15 protein-coding genes, 1 tRNA gene and 1 other RNA gene are annotated in these 17,059 nt (G+C 55.5%); 5 read left to right on the top strand and 12 right to left on the bottom strand.

Going from position 1 to position 17,059, the window contains the following annotated elements; genetic code table 11:
- Window positions 1-3: 3 nt before the first annotated feature.
- On the bottom strand, window positions 4-195 hold the full coding sequence (gene bcsR, locus QOT07_RS00600) for a cellulose biosynthesis protein BcsR (RefSeq protein WP_099062205.1): 192 nt from the start codon (window positions 193-195) through the stop codon (window positions 4-6).
- Between the two features lie 198 nt (window positions 196-393).
- On the opposite strand from bcsR, the gene bcsE reads away from it, so the two are divergent.
- The 3 genes from bcsE to bcsG are packed head-to-tail and all read left to right on the top strand — an operon-like array spanning window position 394 to window position 3,801.
- Entirely contained in the window at window positions 394-1,959 is a 1,566-nt protein-coding gene (bcsE, locus tag QOT07_RS00595) for a cellulose biosynthesis protein BcsE (RefSeq protein WP_283602408.1), read from the top strand.
- Entirely contained in the window at window positions 1,946-2,149 is a 204-nt protein-coding gene (gene bcsF / locus QOT07_RS00590) for a cellulose biosynthesis protein BcsF (RefSeq protein ID WP_085115751.1), read from the top strand. Before bcsE ends, bcsF begins: the two co-directional genes overlap by 14 nt.
- Window positions 2,146-3,801: a cellulose biosynthesis protein BcsG gene (bcsG, locus tag QOT07_RS00585; RefSeq protein ID WP_283602407.1), complete on the top strand. Its 1,656-nt coding sequence runs from the start codon at window positions 2,146-2,148 to the stop codon at window positions 3,799-3,801. Before bcsF ends, bcsG begins: the two co-directional genes overlap by 4 nt.
- A 277-nt stretch (window positions 3,802-4,078) precedes the next feature.
- On the opposite strand, the gene dppF is transcribed toward bcsG, so the two are convergent.
- From dppF to chiA, 6 genes are all read right to left on the bottom strand, one after another.
- Entirely contained in the window at window positions 4,079-5,068 is a 990-nt protein-coding gene (gene dppF / locus QOT07_RS00580) for a dipeptide ABC transporter ATP-binding subunit DppF (RefSeq protein ID WP_099062207.1), read from the bottom strand.
- Window positions 5,065-6,045, bottom strand: a complete 981-nt coding sequence (gene dppD, locus QOT07_RS00575; RefSeq protein WP_099062208.1) for a dipeptide ABC transporter ATP-binding protein — start codon at window positions 6,043-6,045, stop codon at window positions 5,065-5,067. Before dppD ends, dppF begins: the two co-directional genes overlap by 4 nt.
- 15 nt (window positions 6,046-6,060) lie before the next feature.
- Window positions 6,061-6,963 (bottom strand): dipeptide ABC transporter permease DppC, encoded by a 903-nt coding sequence (dppC, locus tag QOT07_RS00570; RefSeq protein ID WP_099062209.1) that lies wholly within the window; start codon window positions 6,961-6,963, stop codon window positions 6,061-6,063.
- Between the two features lie 11 nt (window positions 6,964-6,974).
- Window positions 6,975-7,994 carry a dipeptide ABC transporter permease DppB gene (dppB, locus tag QOT07_RS00565; RefSeq protein WP_099062210.1) on the bottom strand — a complete coding sequence of 340 codons (1,020 nt, stop codon included), beginning with the start codon at window positions 7,992-7,994 and terminating at the stop codon, window positions 6,975-6,977.
- A gap of 145 nt (window positions 7,995-8,139) precedes the next feature.
- Window positions 8,140-9,747 carry a dipeptide ABC transporter periplasmic-binding protein DppA gene (gene dppA, locus QOT07_RS00560; RefSeq protein WP_099062211.1) on the bottom strand — a complete coding sequence of 536 codons (1,608 nt, stop codon included), beginning with the start codon at window positions 9,745-9,747 and terminating at the stop codon, window positions 8,140-8,142.
- A 600-nt stretch (window positions 9,748-10,347) separates the two neighbouring features.
- Window positions 10,348-12,039 carry a chitinase ChiA gene (chiA, locus tag QOT07_RS00555; RefSeq protein ID WP_261417828.1) on the bottom strand — a complete coding sequence of 564 codons (1,692 nt, stop codon included), beginning with the start codon at window positions 12,037-12,039 and terminating at the stop codon, window positions 10,348-10,350.
- Window positions 12,040-12,421: 382 nt separating this feature from the next.
- On the opposite strand from chiA, the gene QOT07_RS00550 reads away from it, so the two are divergent.
- Window positions 12,422-12,712, top strand: coding sequence for a toxin-antitoxin system TumE family protein (locus tag QOT07_RS00550; RefSeq protein ID WP_085115743.1), 291 nt, complete (start codon window positions 12,422-12,424; stop codon window positions 12,710-12,712).
- Window positions 12,709-13,056 carry an HVO_A0114 family putative DNA-binding protein gene (locus QOT07_RS00545; RefSeq protein ID WP_085115742.1) on the top strand — a complete coding sequence of 116 codons (348 nt, stop codon included), beginning with the start codon at window positions 12,709-12,711 and terminating at the stop codon, window positions 13,054-13,056. Before QOT07_RS00550 ends, QOT07_RS00545 begins: the two co-directional genes overlap by 4 nt.
- A gap of 48 nt (window positions 13,057-13,104) precedes the next feature.
- Here QOT07_RS00545 and QOT07_RS00540 read toward each other — a convergent pair.
- From QOT07_RS00540 to uhpA, 5 genes are all read right to left on the bottom strand, one after another.
- Window positions 13,105-13,232: non-coding RNA, RtT sRNA (locus QOT07_RS00540), on the bottom strand.
- Between the two features lie 34 nt (window positions 13,233-13,266).
- Window positions 13,267-13,343, bottom strand: a tRNA-Pro gene (locus QOT07_RS00535).
- Window positions 13,344-13,462: 119 nt separating this feature from the next.
- Window positions 13,463-14,794: an MFS transporter gene (gene uhpC / locus QOT07_RS00530; RefSeq protein WP_099062214.1), complete on the bottom strand. Its 1,332-nt coding sequence runs from the start codon at window positions 14,792-14,794 to the stop codon at window positions 13,463-13,465.
- A gap of 94 nt (window positions 14,795-14,888) precedes the next feature.
- Window positions 14,889-16,430: a signal transduction histidine-protein kinase/phosphatase UhpB gene (gene uhpB / locus QOT07_RS00525; RefSeq protein WP_261417825.1), complete on the bottom strand. Its 1,542-nt coding sequence runs from the start codon at window positions 16,428-16,430 to the stop codon at window positions 14,889-14,891.
- Entirely contained in the window at window positions 16,430-17,020 is a 591-nt protein-coding gene (uhpA, locus tag QOT07_RS00520) for a response regulator transcription factor UhpA (RefSeq protein WP_017891232.1), read from the bottom strand. The genes uhpB and uhpA overlap by 1 nt, the downstream gene beginning before the upstream one ends.
- Window positions 17,021-17,059 lie beyond the last annotated feature (39 nt).

Raw genomic sequence — 17,059 nt, 5'->3', positions numbered from 1 at the left:
AAATTAGCGACTCCCCGTGGTCTGCACCAGTTCGGCCAGCAGCGGCCAGCGCGTCATCATCTGCGTTAAACGCTCCTGACGCGAAATATCGATATAACTTAATTTTGGTAAAGAAAAGGCATGGCTGAGGGCCAGTAGATCATCCTGTGTTTCTGGCGGTACAACTGCATGAAAGCGCGTTAATTGATTATTCATTCTGCCGCCTTTAAAAATAGGCTAATGTTAATTAACTATAGCAACGTAATAAAAAGACATGGCCAATAAGATGATTCCTAAGAGATATTATTACACAGAATGTAAGATTTGTTATTATTGATCCCAATGATAGTATGACTGAATAGCAAGACTCAGTTGGCCGCGACGACACTTTCAACGAAAGTAGAAACATAACCTATGGCGCAATCTTTCTCATTAGGTATTCGGCAGATTTGGGAAGAACTGTCTGTCATGCAGGCTCCGGGTCTGTATTGGGTGAATATCGACCGTCAAACCGATGCTAACCTGCTCTGCCAACAAACTTTAGCTGCCCAGGCTGCAACCAGCCAGGTCGCTTTGATTTGCAGCGGAGAAAAACCCGATCGGCTGCTGGCTGAACTCGCCTCCCCTGCCCTGAAAAAAATTCCGCTGTATCAGTTACCGGAAAAAAAAGCTGCGCTGACGCATTTCAGCGACGACCTGATGCGCGCCTTAAAACCGCAAAACCGCTTGTTAATCCTGTTGGCCCACGCCAGCCTGTGGCAAACCTTCACCAGTGAAGAACTGCGTGACTGGACCCGCGCTACCGGTGCCTGGTTGCGCCGACAAGGCTGCACGCTGCTGATCCTCAGCCACGGCAGCGGCGTCAACAAACTCAAGGGGCAGCTCAGCGCCCAACACCGGATCCTTAACGGCCTGTCCAGCCTGCAATGGCAACAGGACAGCGCCCAGTATCTGGTCAACTGGTGGAGCACCGAAAACGGCATCAACGCCAACCAACTGCTGACGCTGTATGTCGGTGAGCACGGCTGGCAGGGTGACGATGACAACAAACCCTCCCCGACCGCTATCCGCAGCGACGAGGGCCTGTATCTGGCCCAGCAGAGTATTCTGGAAGGTGCCCCCCCGCTGTCGGCCAACTGGCAGCTGCTGGAAAGCAACGCGCTGCTGGCGCAGCATGGCATGCTGACACTCTCGGCAACGTTGATTTTTGCGCTATACCAGAGCGACGAAATCGATGCACTGGCCCACCAAATTCACAGCCTGCGCCGCCAGCGCGGTAACGGACTGAAAATCGTCGTGCGCGAGATGAGCGCCAGCCTGCGTTACAGCGACGAACGCCTGCTGCTGGCCTGCGGCGCCAACCTGATTGTGCCGCACGTGGCGCCGCTGTCGCGCTTTCTGACCATGCTTGAAGGTATCCAGGGGCAACGCTTCTCACGCCACGTTCCGGCAGATATCGATACCCTGCTGGCCGGGCTGCGTCCATTGCAACTGAAGGGCTATATGCGGCCGGAGGATTTCAGCCAAGCGGTCATTTCGCTGATGGGCAACACGCTGCTGCCGGAAGACGGCAAGGGCGTGATGGTCGCACTGCGCCCGGCTCCAGGACTGCGTGCCGAACAGGCGATGACCCTGTGTTTTTTGCGCCGCTTCGGCGACGTGATGACCGTGGTGCAAGGCCGGCTGGTGCTGTTCCTTTCTACCTGCCGGATTAACGATCTGGATACCGCCCTGAAATTTATCTTCCGCCTGCCGGTGGACGAAGCTTTCAGTAACCGGGTGGTGTGGCACCAGGACGTGGACATTATTTCAGAAATCAAACGGCTGGCGCACAACGCCCCGGTTCCGTTGGCGGCAGCAACCGCCCCGGCGACGCCACGCCAGACCGCCGCCGAGGCCGACAGCCCGCCGGAGCGCCGTCAGCCGGTGGCCTTCACGCTCACCACCGCGACGCAGGAGAACAAGCATGTTGAATCTTAACGATATTGTGCAGTTGATTATCCTGTGCGCGCTTATTTTCATTCCACTGGGCTATGCCTTTCACCGGCGTTTCCCGCGCTGGCGTCAATACTGGCAAAACCTGTTGTTATCACCGCGCTATTTAAAATCCGTCGGGTTATGGGTGCGCGAAGGTTCTTCATCTCAGATTAAACGTAAGAAGCAGCCATGAAGCCAACAAACACCCCGCAATCCGACAACTCCCTGTGGCGCTACTGGCGTGGGCTGGGCGGCTGGAACTACTACTTCCTGGCCAAGTTTGCCCTGCTGTGGTTCGGTTACCTGAACTTCCATGCGCTGCCAAACCTGGTGTTCATGGCGTTTCTGTTGATGCCGATACCGGCACTGCGCGTGCACCGTTGGCGCCATTACGTGGCGATCCCGATAGGTATCGCGCTGTTCTATCACGACACCTGGCTACCCGGTATCAACAGCATTATGAGTCAGGGTTCGCAACTGACCGGCTTCAGTGCCCAGTATCTGCTGGAGCTGACCAACCGCTTTATCAACTGGCAGATGATCGGCGCCGCCTTTGTGATGCTGATTGCCTATCTGTTTTTGGCCCAGTGGGTGCGGGTGACGGTCTTCACCGTCGCTGCGCTGGTGTGGCTGAATCTGGTCAATATTGCCGGTCCGGCGGTGTCACTGCTGCCGGCCAGCACCACCGCCTCCACCAGCAGCAGCACGCCGGCAACGACAGCCCCGGCGGCTGGCGGTGATAGCGCTCCGGCGGACAGCGCGCCGCCCACCAGCGCCAACCTGACGGCCTATCTGAACCAGTTCTACGATAAGGAAAAATCCCGCGCCACCGCTTTCCCGGCCAGCCTGCCTGCCGATGCTCAACCGTTCGACCTGCTGGTGATTAATATCTGTTCGCTGGCCTGGGCTGACATGGATGCGGTGAAACTGGAAAACCACCCGCTGTGGTCGAAGATGGACATTATGTTCGACAACTTCAACTCGGCAACCGCCTACAGCGGCCCGGCGGCAATCCGTTTGCTGCGTGCCAGCTGCGGCCAGCCCTCGCACCACGACCTGTATCAACCGGTGAACCAGCAGTGCTATCTGTTTGATAATCTGGCCAAGCTGGGCTTCAAAGAACAGCTGATGCTGGATCACTCCGGCGTGTTCGGCAACTTCCTGAAAGAGCTGCGCGAACAGGGTGATATGCAGGCACCACTGATGTCTCAGGCCGGTATCGGCAATGAGCTGGCGTCGTTTGACGGCGAGCCGATCTACAACGATCTGGAACTGCTCACCCGCTGGTTGAGCCAGCAGCAGAAGAGCGGTGATACCCGCAGCGCCACCTTCTTCAACATCATTCCGCTGCATGACGGTAACCGCTTCGTTGGTTCAAACAAGAGTGCGGACTATCAGCCACGGGCGCAGAAGCTGTTCGACCAGTTAAATACCTTCCTTGATCAACTGGAGAAGTCCGGGCGCAAGGTAATGGTGGTGATTGTGCCGGAGCACGGCGCAGCCCTGGTGGGTGACAAAATGCAGATGTCCGGCCTGCGGGATATCCCAAGCCCGAACATTACCCATACCCCGGTGGGCATCAAACTGGTGGGCATGAAAGCGCCACATCAGGGTAGCCCGCTGCAGATCAAGACGCCGAGCAGCTACCTGGCGCTGTCCGATCTGGTCTCGCGCCTGGTCGACGGCAAGGCGTTTACCGCACCGAGCGTAGACTGGCAGGCATTGACGCAGAACCTGCCGCAGACGGCGGTCATTTCAGAAAATGACAACGCCATCGTGATGCAGTATCAGGGCAAGCCCTACATCCGTTTGAACGGCGGTGATTGGGTGCCTTACCCACAGTAAACGTGCCTAAGAATATTCCCTTTAATACTCAGCACGCCTTCGGGCGTGCTTTTTTATAGCCGGTATTAGGCAAAGTAAAATTAAGTGGTTAATTTATTATGATCCTGCGAAGATTCCTAATGAAAGGTTATTTAGTAAGGATTTCGTTAAACTGAATAAGCGCCATTAATACAGATTGGCTTTTGACTAAATAATCTAATTAATAATCCCTTGGATTAAATCAAAAAAATGCCGGCGTAGATGCCGGCATTGATAGTAATAGTCATTGATAACAAAGTTATGCCGCAGGATTTTCATCCTGATCGACCGCAAAGCAGGCCACCATCTGGTCGCCGTATTGCTTCAACTGAGGCTGCAACTGGGTGCATGGCCCAAAAGCACGACGGCAGCGGGCATTGAATGCACAGCCCGGCGGCGGGTTCATCGGGCTCGGCAGTTCGCCGGTCAGCTTGATACGTTCACGGCGCATATCCGGATTCAGACGCGGCGTCGCGGACAACAGCGCCTGGGTATACGGATGACGCGGATTGTTGAAAATCGCGTCTTTACTGCCCTTCTCCACGCAGCGGCCGAGGTACATCACCATCACTTCGTCGGCGATATGCTCCACCACCGACAAATCGTGCGAGATGAACACATAGGACAGCCCCAGATCCTGCTGCAGATCCATCATCAGATTCAGTACCTGCGCCCGCACCGAGACATCGAGGGCGGAGACCGGTTCATCGGCAATCACCACGTCCGGGTTGAGCATCAGGCCACGGGCGATAGCGATACGCTGGCGTTGACCGCCGGAAAACATATGCGGATAGCGATCGTAATGTTCGGTTTTCAGGCCGACTTTGGCCATCATTTCCAACGCTTTCTCACGACGCTGTGCACTGTTCAACCCGGTATTGATCTGCAACGGCTCCTCGAGGATCTGCCCGACCTTTTTACGTGGGTTGAGCGATCCGTAAGGATTCTGGAACACAATCTGGATCTTCTGACGCCGCAGCTTCTCAGCGGTGACGTCCGGCTTCAGCAAATCTTGTCCCTGGTAGTACAACTCACCGCCGGTCGGCACTTCAATCATTGTCAGCAGGCGGCCCAGCGTCGACTTGCCGCAACCGGACTCGCCCACCACCGCCAGCGTTTTGCCACGCTCGAGGGTGAAAGAGACGCCATCCAGTGCTTTAACCAGCCGTTCCGGGGCAAAGATGCCCTTCTTGACCGGGTAGTGTTTCTTCAGGTCAATCGCCTGCAATAAGGGTTGGTTCTGGCTCATACGGTCGGCCTCCCCGCATCATCCAGCGGTGTATGACATTTAACCTGACGGCCGGGAATAGTGCGTAATTCCGGCTCTTCAGTACGGCAGCGCTCATTGGCGTACGGACAACGTGGGTTGAGCAAACAACCGCTTGGGCGGTCATATTTGCCCGGCACCACGCCCGGCAGCGAGGCCAGGCGCGCCTTGTCGGCAGCGAATTCAGGCAGCGCACGCAGTAACGCCTGAGTATAGGGGTGACGTGGCGCACGGAAGATTTCCGATGCCTTGCCGGATTCCACCACCTGACCGGCATACATCACGATGATGTGATGCGCCGCCTCGGACACCAGCGCCAGATCGTGGGTGATCAGCAGCAGCGCCATATTTTCCCGCTGCTGCAACTCCAGCAGCAGTTCGATAATTTGCGCCTGGATGGTTACGTCGAGTGCGGTGGTCGGCTCATCGGCAATCAACAGCTTTGGCCGACAGGCAATCGCCATGGCGATCATCACGCGTTGGCTCATACCACCGGACAGCTGGTGCGGGTACACGTCCAGCCGCGAGGCCGGATCGGGGATGCCTACCTGCGTCAGCAGGTCGATAGCCCGCTGACGACGGGTACGACGGTTGCCGCCCTGATGCACCTTCAACGCTTCCATAATCTGGAAACCGACGGTGTAACACGGGTTCAGGCTGGTCATCGGATCCTGGAAAATCATCGCCACTTCCGAGCCCACCAGTTGGCGGCGCTCTTTTTCGGAAATTTTGCGCAGATCCTGGCCGTTAAACTCCAGCTTGTCGGCCATCACCTTACCGGGGAAGTCGATCAGCCCCATGATCGCCAACGAGCTGACAGACTTGCCGGAGCCGGATTCACCGACGATACCCACTACCTGGCCCTGCTCCACGCTGTAACTGATTCGGTCTACCGCGCGGAAAGGGGTGCCTTCGTCACCGAAGTGCACCGAAAGCTTGTCTACATTTAATAACGCCATCTCTCTCGTCCTCTGTTACTGCTTGAGTTTGGGGTCGAGAGCATCACGCAAGCCGTCCCCCATCAGGTTAAATGCCAGCACCGTCAGCAGGATCGCCACACCGGGGAAGGTCACAACCCACCAGGCGCTTTGTGCGAACTGCAACACGTCGGAGAGCATGGTGCCCCACTCCGGCGTAGGCGGCTGTGCACCCATACCCAGGAAGCCGAGAGCGGCCATATCCAGGATAGCGTTAGAGAAGCCAAGAGAAGCCTGGACGATCAGCGGTGCCAGGCAGTTTGGCAGGATATTGATAAACATTTGGCGCATCGCACCGGCACCCGCCACGCGTGAAGCGGTGACGTAGTCGCGGTTCACTTCCACCAGGACTGCGGCACGGGTCAGACGCACATAGTGCGGCAAGGCAACGAAGGTTAGCGCCAGGGAAGCATTGACGATCGACGGACCGAAAATCGCCACCAATACCAATGCCAGCAACAGGCTTGGCAACGCCAGCATGATGTCGACGATACGCATGATGATCGCATCCACCACACCGCCGAAGTAGCCGGCCAGCAGGCCCAGTACCACGCCCATGATCAGCGACAGCACCACCACCAGACAGCCCACCAACAGCGACAGCCGCGCACCGTACATCAGGCGCGACAGGACATCGCGGCCAACGTCATCGGTACCCAGCAGATATTGCCAACTGCCGCCTTCCTGCCAGACCGGTGGCCTGAGCAGCGCGTCGCGGAACTGATCCGCCGGTGCATGCGGTGCCAGCACCCCGGCCCCGATGGCAATCACAAACATCAGAACGATATATACCAGGCCAACAACGGCCCCTTTATTGCGCTTGAAATAGTGCCAGAACTCCTGCAATGGGCTCATTGGCTTCGGCGCACCTTTAACAACAGACTCAGTGACTTGAGACATTAGAGCGCCCCTTATTTCTTGTGGCGAATACGCGGGTTGACCACGCCGTAGAGCACGTCTACCAGCAGGTTAACCAGAATAATCATACAGGCGACCAGCAACACGCCGCCCTGAACAACCGGATAGTCACGACGTTGCAGCGCGTCCATCAGCCAGCGCCCCAGGCCCGGCCAGGAGAAGATGGTTTCGGTCAGGATCGCACCGGCCAGCATGGTGCCGACCTGCAGGCCGATCACAGTGACGACCGGCAGCAAAGCGTTACGCAACGCATGCACCACAATCACCCGCATGCGGCTCACGCCCTTGGCGCGCGCAGTACGGATGTAATCTTCGCCCAACACTTCCAGCATCGAGGAGCGCGTCATACGCACGATCACCGCCAGCGGGATGGTACCCAGCACGATGGCCGGCAGGATCATATGCATCACCGCGTCAACGAAGTCGCCCGGCTCGCCCCAGATCAGGGTGTCGATCAGCATAAAACCCGTCAGCGGCAGACTATCGTCAAGGAACACCGTATCGCTGACCCGCCCCGAGACTGGCGTCAGATTGAGCTGCACCGAGACCAGCATGATCAGCATCATGCCCCACCAGAAGATCGGCATCGAGTAGCCGGTCAGTGAAATGCCGACCGCGGTATGATCGAAGACTGAGCCTCGCCTGACCGCCGCCAGCACCCCAACCGGAATGCCCACCAGCACGGCGAAAATCATCGCACAGAGGCCCAGTTCCAAAGTGGCCTTGAAGCGGGGAACAAACTCTTCCCACACGGAGATACGGCTTTTAAGGGAAGTACCCAGATCGCCATGCAACACGTTGGATACGTAGGTGAAATATTGTTGATAGAGCGGTTTATCCAGCCCCATTTCCGCCATCAGGTGTGCATGGCGTTCTGCGGAGATCCCGCGTTCCCCGGCCATGATGGTCACCGGGTCACCGGGGATCATATGGACGAATGCAAAAGTCAGCAAAGTAATGCCGATAAACGTTGGGATAACTAACCCCAAACGTCGGAGTATGAACTGCAACATATCCCGAACTCTCTGTATCAATGCCCGGCAGCTCATCGTCCGCCAGGCTTATTAAAGCTCACACACTTCTGGTGTTTCTCTGCCTACGGGCAACAACGCCCCCCTCCTTTGGGGAGAGAGGGCGCTGACTTAACCGGTAGTGGAATTAATCCAGAGAGACATTCTCAAAGTGATGCTTACCAAGCGGATCCACGACGTAGCCCTTCACTTCTTTACGCACTGGCTCGTAAACGGTGGAGTGGGCAACAATCAGCGCCGGAGCCTGATCGTGCATCACTACCTGAGCCTGTTTGTACAGTTCTACGCGTTTGTCGTGGTTCGATTCGGCGCGCGCCGGTTGAATAAGATCTTCAAACGGCTTGTAGCACCAGCGAGAGTAGTTGGAACCGTCTTTGGCTGCGGCGCAGCTAAACAGCGTGGCGAAGAAGTTGTCCGGATCCCCATTGTCGCCGGTCCAGCCCATCATCACCGTCTGGTGCTCGCCCGCTTTGGCGCGCTTGAGGTATTCGCCCCACTCATAGGTTACGATTTTGGCTTTCACGCCGATTTTCGCCCAGTCAGACTGGATCATTTCCGCCATACGGCGTGCGTTCGGGTTATACGGACGTTGTACTGGCATCGCCCACAGGTCAATGGAGAAACCGTCCGCCATGCCCGCTTCTTTCAGCAGTTCTTTGGCCTTGACCGGATCGTAGGTGTAGTCTTTCACCGCGTCGTTATAGCCCCACATGGTCGGCGGGATCAGGTTCTTGGCCGCCTGGCCTGCGCCCTGATAGACCGCGTCGATGATCGCCTGCTTGTTGACCGCCATGGTCAACGCCTGACGCACCTTCAGATTATCCAGCGGTTTTTTCTCAACGTTGAACGACAGGTAGCCAACGTTCAGCCCCGGTTGTTCCATCAGGTTGATGGTTTTGTCCTGCTTCATGCGCGCGATGTCGGCCGGGTTCGGGTACGGCATTACCTGGCATTCGTTTTTCTGCAGTTTGGCGTAACGCACTGAAGCGTCTGGCGTGATAGAGAACACTAAACGGTCAATCTTCGGCTTGGTGCCCCAGAAACCGTCAAATGCCTTGTAGAGAATTTTGGAGTCTTTCTGGTATTGCAGCAGTTGGAACGGACCGGTACCGATAGGATTCAGGTCAACTTTTTCCGGGGTGCCGGCTTTCATCATCACGTCGGCATATTCGGCAGACAGAATAGAAGCGAAGTCCATGCCCAGGTCAGCCACAAATGGAGCTTCCGGACGGGTCAGCACAAAGCGTACGGTGTAGTCGTCCACTTTTTCGATTTTGGCAATCAGCTTCGGCATGTCCATGCCTTCAAAGTACTCATAGCTGCCGCCGGAGACTTTGTGATAGGCATTATTGGCGTCCAGCTGGCGTTCGAAGGAGAACACCACGTCGTCGGCGTTGAAATCACGAGTCGGTTTGAAGTCTTTGCTGCTCTGCCACTTCACGCCTTTACGCAGGTGGAAGGTGTAGATTTTGCCGTCTTCGCTAACATCCCACTTTTCAGCCAGGCCCGGCTGAAGCTCGGTGGTGCCGATTTTGAATTCGACCAGACGGTTGTAAATAGGGACCGAGCTGGCGTCGTAGGTGGTACCCGAGGTGAACAACTGTGGGTTGAACCCTTCCGGGGAACCTTCAGAACAGTAAACCAGAGTCTTGGCTTGCACGCTGGCCGCAACGGTCAGCGCAATCAGCCCAATACCGAATTTCAGAATCCCCGTTTTTCCCAAGGAACTTGTCATCGTTTGTGCTCCATTATGTGATGTGATGTGTGTATTACCGCCAGAGCCTGTATTTTTTATTGCGCGGCCTGTGCAGTCGTGCCCGAAGGCTGGGGGGATAGTCGCAAGAGAGCCGGATGGAACGCCTCCCGGTGGGGACGTCTGAGCGTATGGGATTCACTCAAACAACTCTCGCTCTTACCCCTCAGGCTACCAAATTGCCAACTGTTTGGGGTGTCGTCAATATAACCAGTGGGGATTTACACAGACTGTGAGAAACAGCAAACAAACATAAAAAAAACCTTTCTTTAACAGTTGCAGCATGAAAACTTATGCTATGCGGTCATTTTTAGCTCGATAGACTGTGTTGCAGAAAGTTACTGGTGTTTAACTCCGATAAAAAACAAAAAAAGTTTGTTGCTGAATGATGAATATCTGAACGGTTATTTTTGTGATCTAGGTAAAATACAGGATGAAATGCTGCCCCTCTTACCCGAAAGGGTGAGGTGTCGGCACTTTTTTTAGTTGAGTGGCACCACAATCTATTCGCCGTAAAAAAACTTTCGTCTGTCAAAAAGCCGGGGGCGAAAGGATATCCCCCGGCAACGTGCTACAACCGATTTATTGCGTGCCGGCGCTGTTGCCTAAACTGGTATTCATATTGTTCAGAATATCCCCGTTATCGGCGTCAATCTCCCAGGAGAACAACCCGCCCAACTGCTTATCCAGCACATACTTGCCCTTGGCCTGCACCGAGCGTGCATCGTCGAAGGTAATCAGGTCACCAGTCGAAGGCTTGAACACATAAGGCGCTTCGGCGGTGGCGTCATAGCTGTACTGCCATTCGCCGCTCATAAACTCATTGGCGATTTGGCGGTAATCCACGATGCCATTTTCCCAGGTGCCTTTGACCGGGCCGGTCGCGGTGCCGGTGAACGGAACGTTGTTCTGGTAGCCGTTCACTCCGGTCCAGCCGCGGCCGTACATGGCGGTACCCACCACGATTTTGCCCGGCTTCACCCCCTGCGTCAGCAGCGCGTTAACGCCATTCACCGTGGTATACGCCGTATCCGGTTTCCAGGAAGGCGCTTTCAGCGCGGTCTGGTGACCCAGATTTTTCAGATCGAACGCGCCATAGAAGTCGTAGCTCATCAGGAAGATGTGATCCATCGAGTTCTGCGCGGTGTTGTAGTCCACCTTGTCGATCTTATCCTTGCCGGCGCTGATTGCGGAGGTCAGTTCATACTTGCGACCGGTTTGTGCTGAAAGCTGGTCCAGCATCGCCCGCAGCTCTTTCATCAGTTGCACATAGGTTGCCCCATCCTGAGCACTGCCCAGTTTCGGGTTAGCGCCCTGCCCGCCCGGGAATTCCCAGTCGATATCCACGCCGTCAAAGAACTTCCAGGTTTGCAGGAATTCTTTCACTGAGCCGACGAAACGATCGCGCTTCACTTTGTCGCCCATAAAGAAGAACGGGTCAGACAGCGTCCAGCCACCAATCGACGGCAGGATTTTCAGGTCCGGACGGGCCTGCTTCAGCGCCATCAACTGACCGAAGTTACCTTTGTAGGGGTCGTCCCAGGCGGTAACCCCCTTCTGCCCTTTCTGCAGCGCGGCAAACGGATCGTGGATCGACACCTTAAAGTCTTCGCGGCCCTGGCAGGAGCGCTGCAGTGCCTGGAAACTGCCTTCGATCTCTTTCAGGCTGTCGTTGATGCCGTCACCGCCGCAGATCGGAATAAAACCGTACAGCAGATGCGTCAGGTTCTGCGCCGGCAGTTTATCGACGGTGAAATTACGGCCATAAACGCCCCATTCAACAAAATAAGAGCCGACCACTTTGCCGGAGTCTTGTTTATAAGGCTTATTTTTTTCCAGCAGCGGCTCTTTTAACGGTGCCAAATGGCTACCATCGGTATCTGCCACTACAATTTCGGTGGCATCGCTGGCGGTACAACCGTCGGCATTACATAACGCCACCTGCATTTGATAACGGCCACCTTTATTAACCTTAAAGTTTGCCGTGCCCGAAGCGCCGGTTGAGGCACCGCTCCAGACTTCTTTGCCATTTAATAATACTTTTGCCGTGGTACCGGTATCGCCATTCCATAAATTCCATGAAACAGAAACGTCGGCGGCATCTTTAACCTTCACCAGATTATTATAAGCCGTCGCGGCCTGATCGACTTCGACAATGGCGAACTTGGTATTGCCCCAGGCCAGCGTAGGCTTGCCCGGTACGGCGGCCTGCGCCGCAGAACACAGCGTGCTGCCGATCAGCAACGCCAACAGCGGTTTATTAAATTTGCGCATAACTGATTCCTTTATTCCGAGAGGATAAACATAAAATATTTAATGACGGCCGCCGATTGTCAGAGCAAAACAATTCCGCAATAATCATGGCCGATTAAAATGAATAAATAAGCATTAATCTTTCCCACGTAATGGAAATCTATCATTCCCATCTCGTGTATTCAGACTATAGATAAAATAATCATTAAAACAATAGCGCCATCAACCGGGTTTTATTGAGCAACAATGAATTAATTTAATAATGGATAATCCGTAGCAGTGGGAATAAGGATAGTGAATTAAATACAGGGAAAGGATAAATATTTGTCATGCCACAAGGTGTTGTCACCATTGACAACACTCTAAATGTGCTGTTATTTTAAACAACATGAAGGAGACGGAAGTGCCTTCTCAACTGATCTATCAGGACAAAATCCAACTAACAAACATTGAATTTATACAATTGGTTATTTGGCATGTTGAGCCCCCGGTTAACGGCAGCACTCATAACTATAAGTATCGATTTGCCTACGTCAAAGAGGGCATTTGCCGTTTACGTTATGACAATGAAGCAGGCAAAGGCGATCACAAACATGTGGGAAATAAAGAGCAACCTATTATTTTTACCCACCCGATAGCGCTGAAACGCAGCTTCTTCGATGAAGTCGCGCAACTAAGAGGGGAAGGAGAATGAACAGAGTCACTATCCGCGTTGCTTCTCTTGAGGAGGTTCAACGCAATATGGATGAAGCCCTGCAAGGCAAAAAACGGCAACAAGGAAACTACATCACATTTTTAGATTGGGAGAGTCTGTGGAAAACCCTGTCGCCCAAGAAAATGCAAATCCTGCATACCATGACCGGTTGTGGGGAGCTTTCCATCAGAGAAGTGGCGCGTCGTGTCAAACGGGATGTGAAAGCGGTGCATACCGATCTGCAGGCTCTGCTGGGTTGCGGCATTATTGATAAAAGCGAAAGGGGCATTATCTTCCCCTATGACGAGATCCATTTTGACTTCGTGGTCGGCAAGGCTGCCTGAATTGCAGACGAAAAAAAACCTGCTTTATAAAAGCAGGTTTTTCGAATGTGGTCGGCGAGAGAGGATTACTGCATCTGCGATGCTGCCCTGCGGGCCGTTGCTAAAGCAACGTTGTCTCGCTGCGCTCGGCTCAAACCTCCTTCGGAGGTGCTCATCCTATAAACTACGGACGAAAAAAAACCTGCTTTAAAAAAGCAGGTTTTTCGAATGTGGTCGGCGAGAGAGGATTCGAACCTCCGACCCACTGGTCCCAAACCAGTTGCGCTACCAAGCTGCGCTACTCGCCGATGCGGGCGCATGTTACTGCTGACGATAATACGCGTCAATCACTTTCTCGTCCCGACACATCAAGTGGTGATAAAATCGGCATAAAGCGCGCTGTAGCAGCCTGCAGCGCGCTTTTTCATTATGCCTTAGCCGTTTTCAGCGCCGGAGATTGGGCGCGTAAGAACGGCAACAGGAACAGCGCAGACAAACAGGCGGCGATGGAAATCACCACGAAGAAACCGTTCCAGTGCCAGATTTCCATAATCCGCGCAATTGGGTAGCCGGACAACGCGGCACCCAGGTAAGCAAACAGGCCGACAAAGCCGGTCGCCGCCCCAGCAGCATCCTTGTGCGAACATTCCGCTGCCGCCATGCCGATCAGCATCTGCGGACCAAAGATGAAGAAGCCGATAGCAAAGAAGCAGGCGGCCTGCAGCAGGAAGGTGACGCCCGGCATGATCCACAGCGCCGCAACCGACAGGAAGATACCGATGGCGAAGATCAGGTTCATTGGCCCACGGTTACCGCGGAACAACTTGTCAGAGCCCCAACCGGCCACCAGCGAGCCGATAAAACCACCCACTTCGAACAGGGAAATCGCCGAGTTGGCGGTCATCAGCGAATAGCCTTTCTCCTGGGTCAGGTACAGGTTGCCCCAGTCATTGATGGCCGTACGCACGATGTACACCAGCACATAGGACACCGCCAGCAGCCAGATATACTTGTTGGTCAACACGTAACGCTTGATGATTTCGCGGTTGGTCAGCCCCTGACCTTCCGATTCCTGCACCAGTTCCATGGCGTCGTTACGCCATTTTCCCACGCTAGGCAGTCCCATGGTGGACGGCTTGTCACGCAGGCGCCAGCACATCAACAGGCCCATCACCACGCCGATAATGCCCGGAATAATCATACCGTAGCGCCAGCTGAAGTGCAGCGAGATAAAGCCAACCAGCAATGGGATCAGCGCACCGCCAAAGTTATGCGAGGTGTTCCAGATCGCCCACCAACCGCCGCGCTCGGAGCGCGAATACCAGCTGGTGAGGATTTTTGAACAAGGTGGCCAGCCCCAGCCCTGGAAGAAGGCGTTGAGGATCCACAGCGTGCCCAGCATCAACAGCGAAGAACTGAGGCCGAAGAAGATATTGAGTATGCCGGTCATGATCAGGCCTAACCCCATAAAATAGCGCGGGTTGGAACGATCGCTGATCATGCCTGAGATAAACTTCGAGCAGCCGTAAGTGATGTAGAACAACGTGCCGAGGATGCCAACGTCGGACATCGTCAGGCCAAGATCGCTCAGCATCGCCGGCATAATGAAGTTGAAGCTTTTGCGCGTGAAGTAAAACGCGGCATAGCCGATGTACATCGTCCACATCAGCTGGATGCGCCAGTATTTATAGCTGGCATCGATCTGTTTTTGATCGGTAACCGGCGGCACATCGTCGCGGCTTTTAAGGAAAGACCACATGTGAAACCTCAGAGAATATGAAAAGTGCCGCTATCATGCTGCGCGCGCGCGAAAATGACTTACGCCGGATTCCCGACGCGGCTAGGAGTATTTCCTAGTTTGGCCCTTCCGCCGGTGAAACTGTGGGTAAGATCACATTCAAACAGGTGCCATTCTCCGACGTCAGCCGCAGGCGGCCGCCCAGTGCGCTGATGCGTTCCTGCATGCCGCGCAGACCATAACCCGGCTCATGATTGGCCAGATCGATACCGACGCCGTTATCGCGAATGGTCAGCAGCACTTGCGGCAGCCGTCCTTTACGCTGGCGAAGACGCGCATCCAGCTCAATCCGGCTGGCAGCAGCGTGACGACAAACATTGGTCACCCCTTCCTGACACACCCGATACAGGGTGATTTTCAGCGTCTCATCCAGCAGTTCATCCGGCACCTGCCACTGCATCACGCTCACCAGCGACGCATCCTGTGGCAAGGATTCACGCAGCATCGCTGCCACCGCCGCCGAAAGTGGCAAATTATTGAGCGCGGCCGGCCACAGTTGGGTCAGCACATCGTGCACGCCGTCATATACTCGCAGCGCCAGCGTATCTATCGCCTCTGCGCAGCCCATCACCTGCGGCTGCGGTGCCAACCGCTTGATAATACTGGCCTGGGTACGGATCACGGTGATGGTTTGACCGACCTCGTCGTGCAGCTCCCGCGCCACTTCCCGCCGGGTCTGCTCTTCTGCCGTGACCAGCGCGCGCGCCAGTTGGCGATTTTCCGTCAACCGCAGCCGCAGTTGCTGGTTCAGTTCGCGCTGGCGTTGAATACCCGCGCCGAGCAGCAGGCCGGTCAGGCTCTGGGCCAGCAACGACAACAGCAAATCGCGGTGTGATTCGGGCTGTGGCGGTTCGTTGGCCACCAGCACCACGCCATTGAGCAACGTCGCCAGCAGCGCGCCCTGCCAGCCGTAGCGATAAGACATAAAGACGATCGGGATGGCCAGACAGAAGGGCGCAAAGCGGCGCAGCTCGGCGGCATTAACCTGCTGTTGCAGCCAGATACTGAGAGCAAACAGCAGCAAATAACTGGCCAGATGGCGCAACCGCAGCGTCACCGGCTTATGGATCAGACCCGGTTCCAGCGGGACCCAGATCTGCCGCGCCAGATAGTGCCACAGCAGCAGACAGGTCGGGGCAATGGTAAAGCCGCCCGCCAGCCCGAGCAGCAGCGCGCGGGCCCCCTCACCGTTCACCAGCTGCCACACCAGCGCTTGCAGCAACGCGGCCACTGCCACCACCGCGCCCTGCATCAAGGGCCATTGCCATTCGCTGTCGCTTTCCTGATGCCGCAGCAACCAGGGGGAAGCCACCAGGCTGAGCAATACCGTCAACACCAGCACCACCACCGAAGCCCACAGCGCCGGCCCGTAACCGAACTGATCCGCCAGCACTACCATCAGCAGCAGATCGGCCAGCAGGATACCCGGCCAGAAGCGATAAGGGCTTTGCAGCAGAATCCCCATACGCAGGCCAAACGGGAACAGCAACAGCGCCTGCCACGGCGGGTCGATCAGCGCGGTGCCGATGCCCCACAGGCAAAATGCGCTGGTCGCATAGATAAAAAACAGCGCCAGTTGGGTGATCAGGCGTTGCATCACAGGTTCAGCATCCGCTTCGCCAGTTCAACGTTGTTATTGATACCCAGCTTGGCAAACAGATTGGCACGATGCACGTGTACCGTTTTGGGTGACAGTCCCAGCGCAGCGGCAATCTCCCGCACCTCCTGCCCTTGCGCCAGCAACAGCGCGATTTCGCGTTCGCGACGAGTCAGGGGGTCCACCTTCACCCGCGCCAGCTGCTGGGCGATTTCAGGCATCAGGTACACGCCACCGCTGGCGACGGTACGTACCGCGGTGATCAAATCTTCCGGCTTGCAACGTTTGGATAAAAACCCGCAGGCACCGCGTTCCAGTGCCAGCTCCACCAGCGCCGGGTTGTCATGCATCGACAGCATCACCACCCGAATACCGGAGGGAATATCCGCCAGTAAATCCAGCCCGCTGCCGTCCGGCATCGAAATATCACAGATGCAGATTTCCGCCTCCAGACCGGGCAGGCCGGCGCGTGCCTGAGCCGCGCTGCTGAACTCGCCGACCACCTGAATATCCGGCTCCAGCGACAGCAGTTGCACAAAGCCCGATCGCACAATGTCATGATCGTCAATAAACGCCACGCGCAAGGTCATGGAAATCTCCGGTCCGAGGGGGAAAGTGCGCAAGTATAC

The organism is Serratia proteamaculans (genome assembly GCF_949794035.1).
GTDB classification, from domain to species: Bacteria; Pseudomonadota; Gammaproteobacteria; order Enterobacterales; family Enterobacteriaceae; genus Serratia; species Serratia proteamaculans.
This window is presented reverse-complemented; position numbering and strand designations above follow the sequence as displayed.

Excerpts from the sequence above, each read along its gene's own strand:
- bcsE (WP_283602408.1), top strand. The coding sequence starts at position 394 with ATGGCGCAATCTTTCTCATTAGGTATTCGGCAGATTTGGGAAGAACTG.
- chiA (WP_261417828.1), bottom strand. The coding sequence starts at position 12,039 with ATGCGCAAATTTAATAAACCGCTGTTGGCGTTGCTGATCGGCAGCACG.
- bcsF (WP_085115751.1), top strand. The coding sequence starts at position 1,946 with ATGTTGAATCTTAACGATATTGTGCAGTTGATTATCCTGTGCGCGCTT.
- uhpA (WP_017891232.1), bottom strand. The coding sequence starts at position 17,020 with ATGACCTTGCGCGTGGCGTTTATTGACGATCATGACATTGTGCGATCG.
- bcsG (WP_283602407.1), top strand. The coding sequence starts at position 2,146 with ATGAAGCCAACAAACACCCCGCAATCCGACAACTCCCTGTGGCGCTAC.
- dppB (WP_099062210.1), bottom strand. The coding sequence starts at position 7,994 with ATGTTGCAGTTCATACTCCGACGTTTGGGGTTAGTTATCCCAACGTTT.
- dppD (WP_099062208.1), bottom strand. The coding sequence starts at position 6,045 with ATGGCGTTATTAAATGTAGACAAGCTTTCGGTGCACTTCGGTGACGAA.
- dppA (WP_099062211.1), bottom strand. The coding sequence starts at position 9,747 with ATGACAAGTTCCTTGGGAAAAACGGGGATTCTGAAATTCGGTATTGGG.
- dppC (WP_099062209.1), bottom strand. The coding sequence starts at position 6,963 with ATGTCTCAAGTCACTGAGTCTGTTGTTAAAGGTGCGCCGAAGCCAATG.
- bcsR (WP_099062205.1), bottom strand. The coding sequence starts at position 195 with ATGAATAATCAATTAACGCGCTTTCATGCAGTTGTACCGCCAGAAACA.
- QOT07_RS00545 (WP_085115742.1), top strand. The coding sequence starts at position 12,709 with ATGAACAGAGTCACTATCCGCGTTGCTTCTCTTGAGGAGGTTCAACGC.
- dppF (WP_099062207.1), bottom strand. The coding sequence starts at position 5,068 with ATGAGCCAGAACCAACCCTTATTGCAGGCGATTGACCTGAAGAAACAC.
- uhpB (WP_261417825.1), bottom strand. The coding sequence starts at position 16,430 with ATGCAACGCCTGATCACCCAACTGGCGCTGTTTTTTATCTATGCGACC.
- uhpC (WP_099062214.1), bottom strand. The coding sequence starts at position 14,794 with ATGTGGTCTTTCCTTAAAAGCCGCGACGATGTGCCGCCGGTTACCGAT.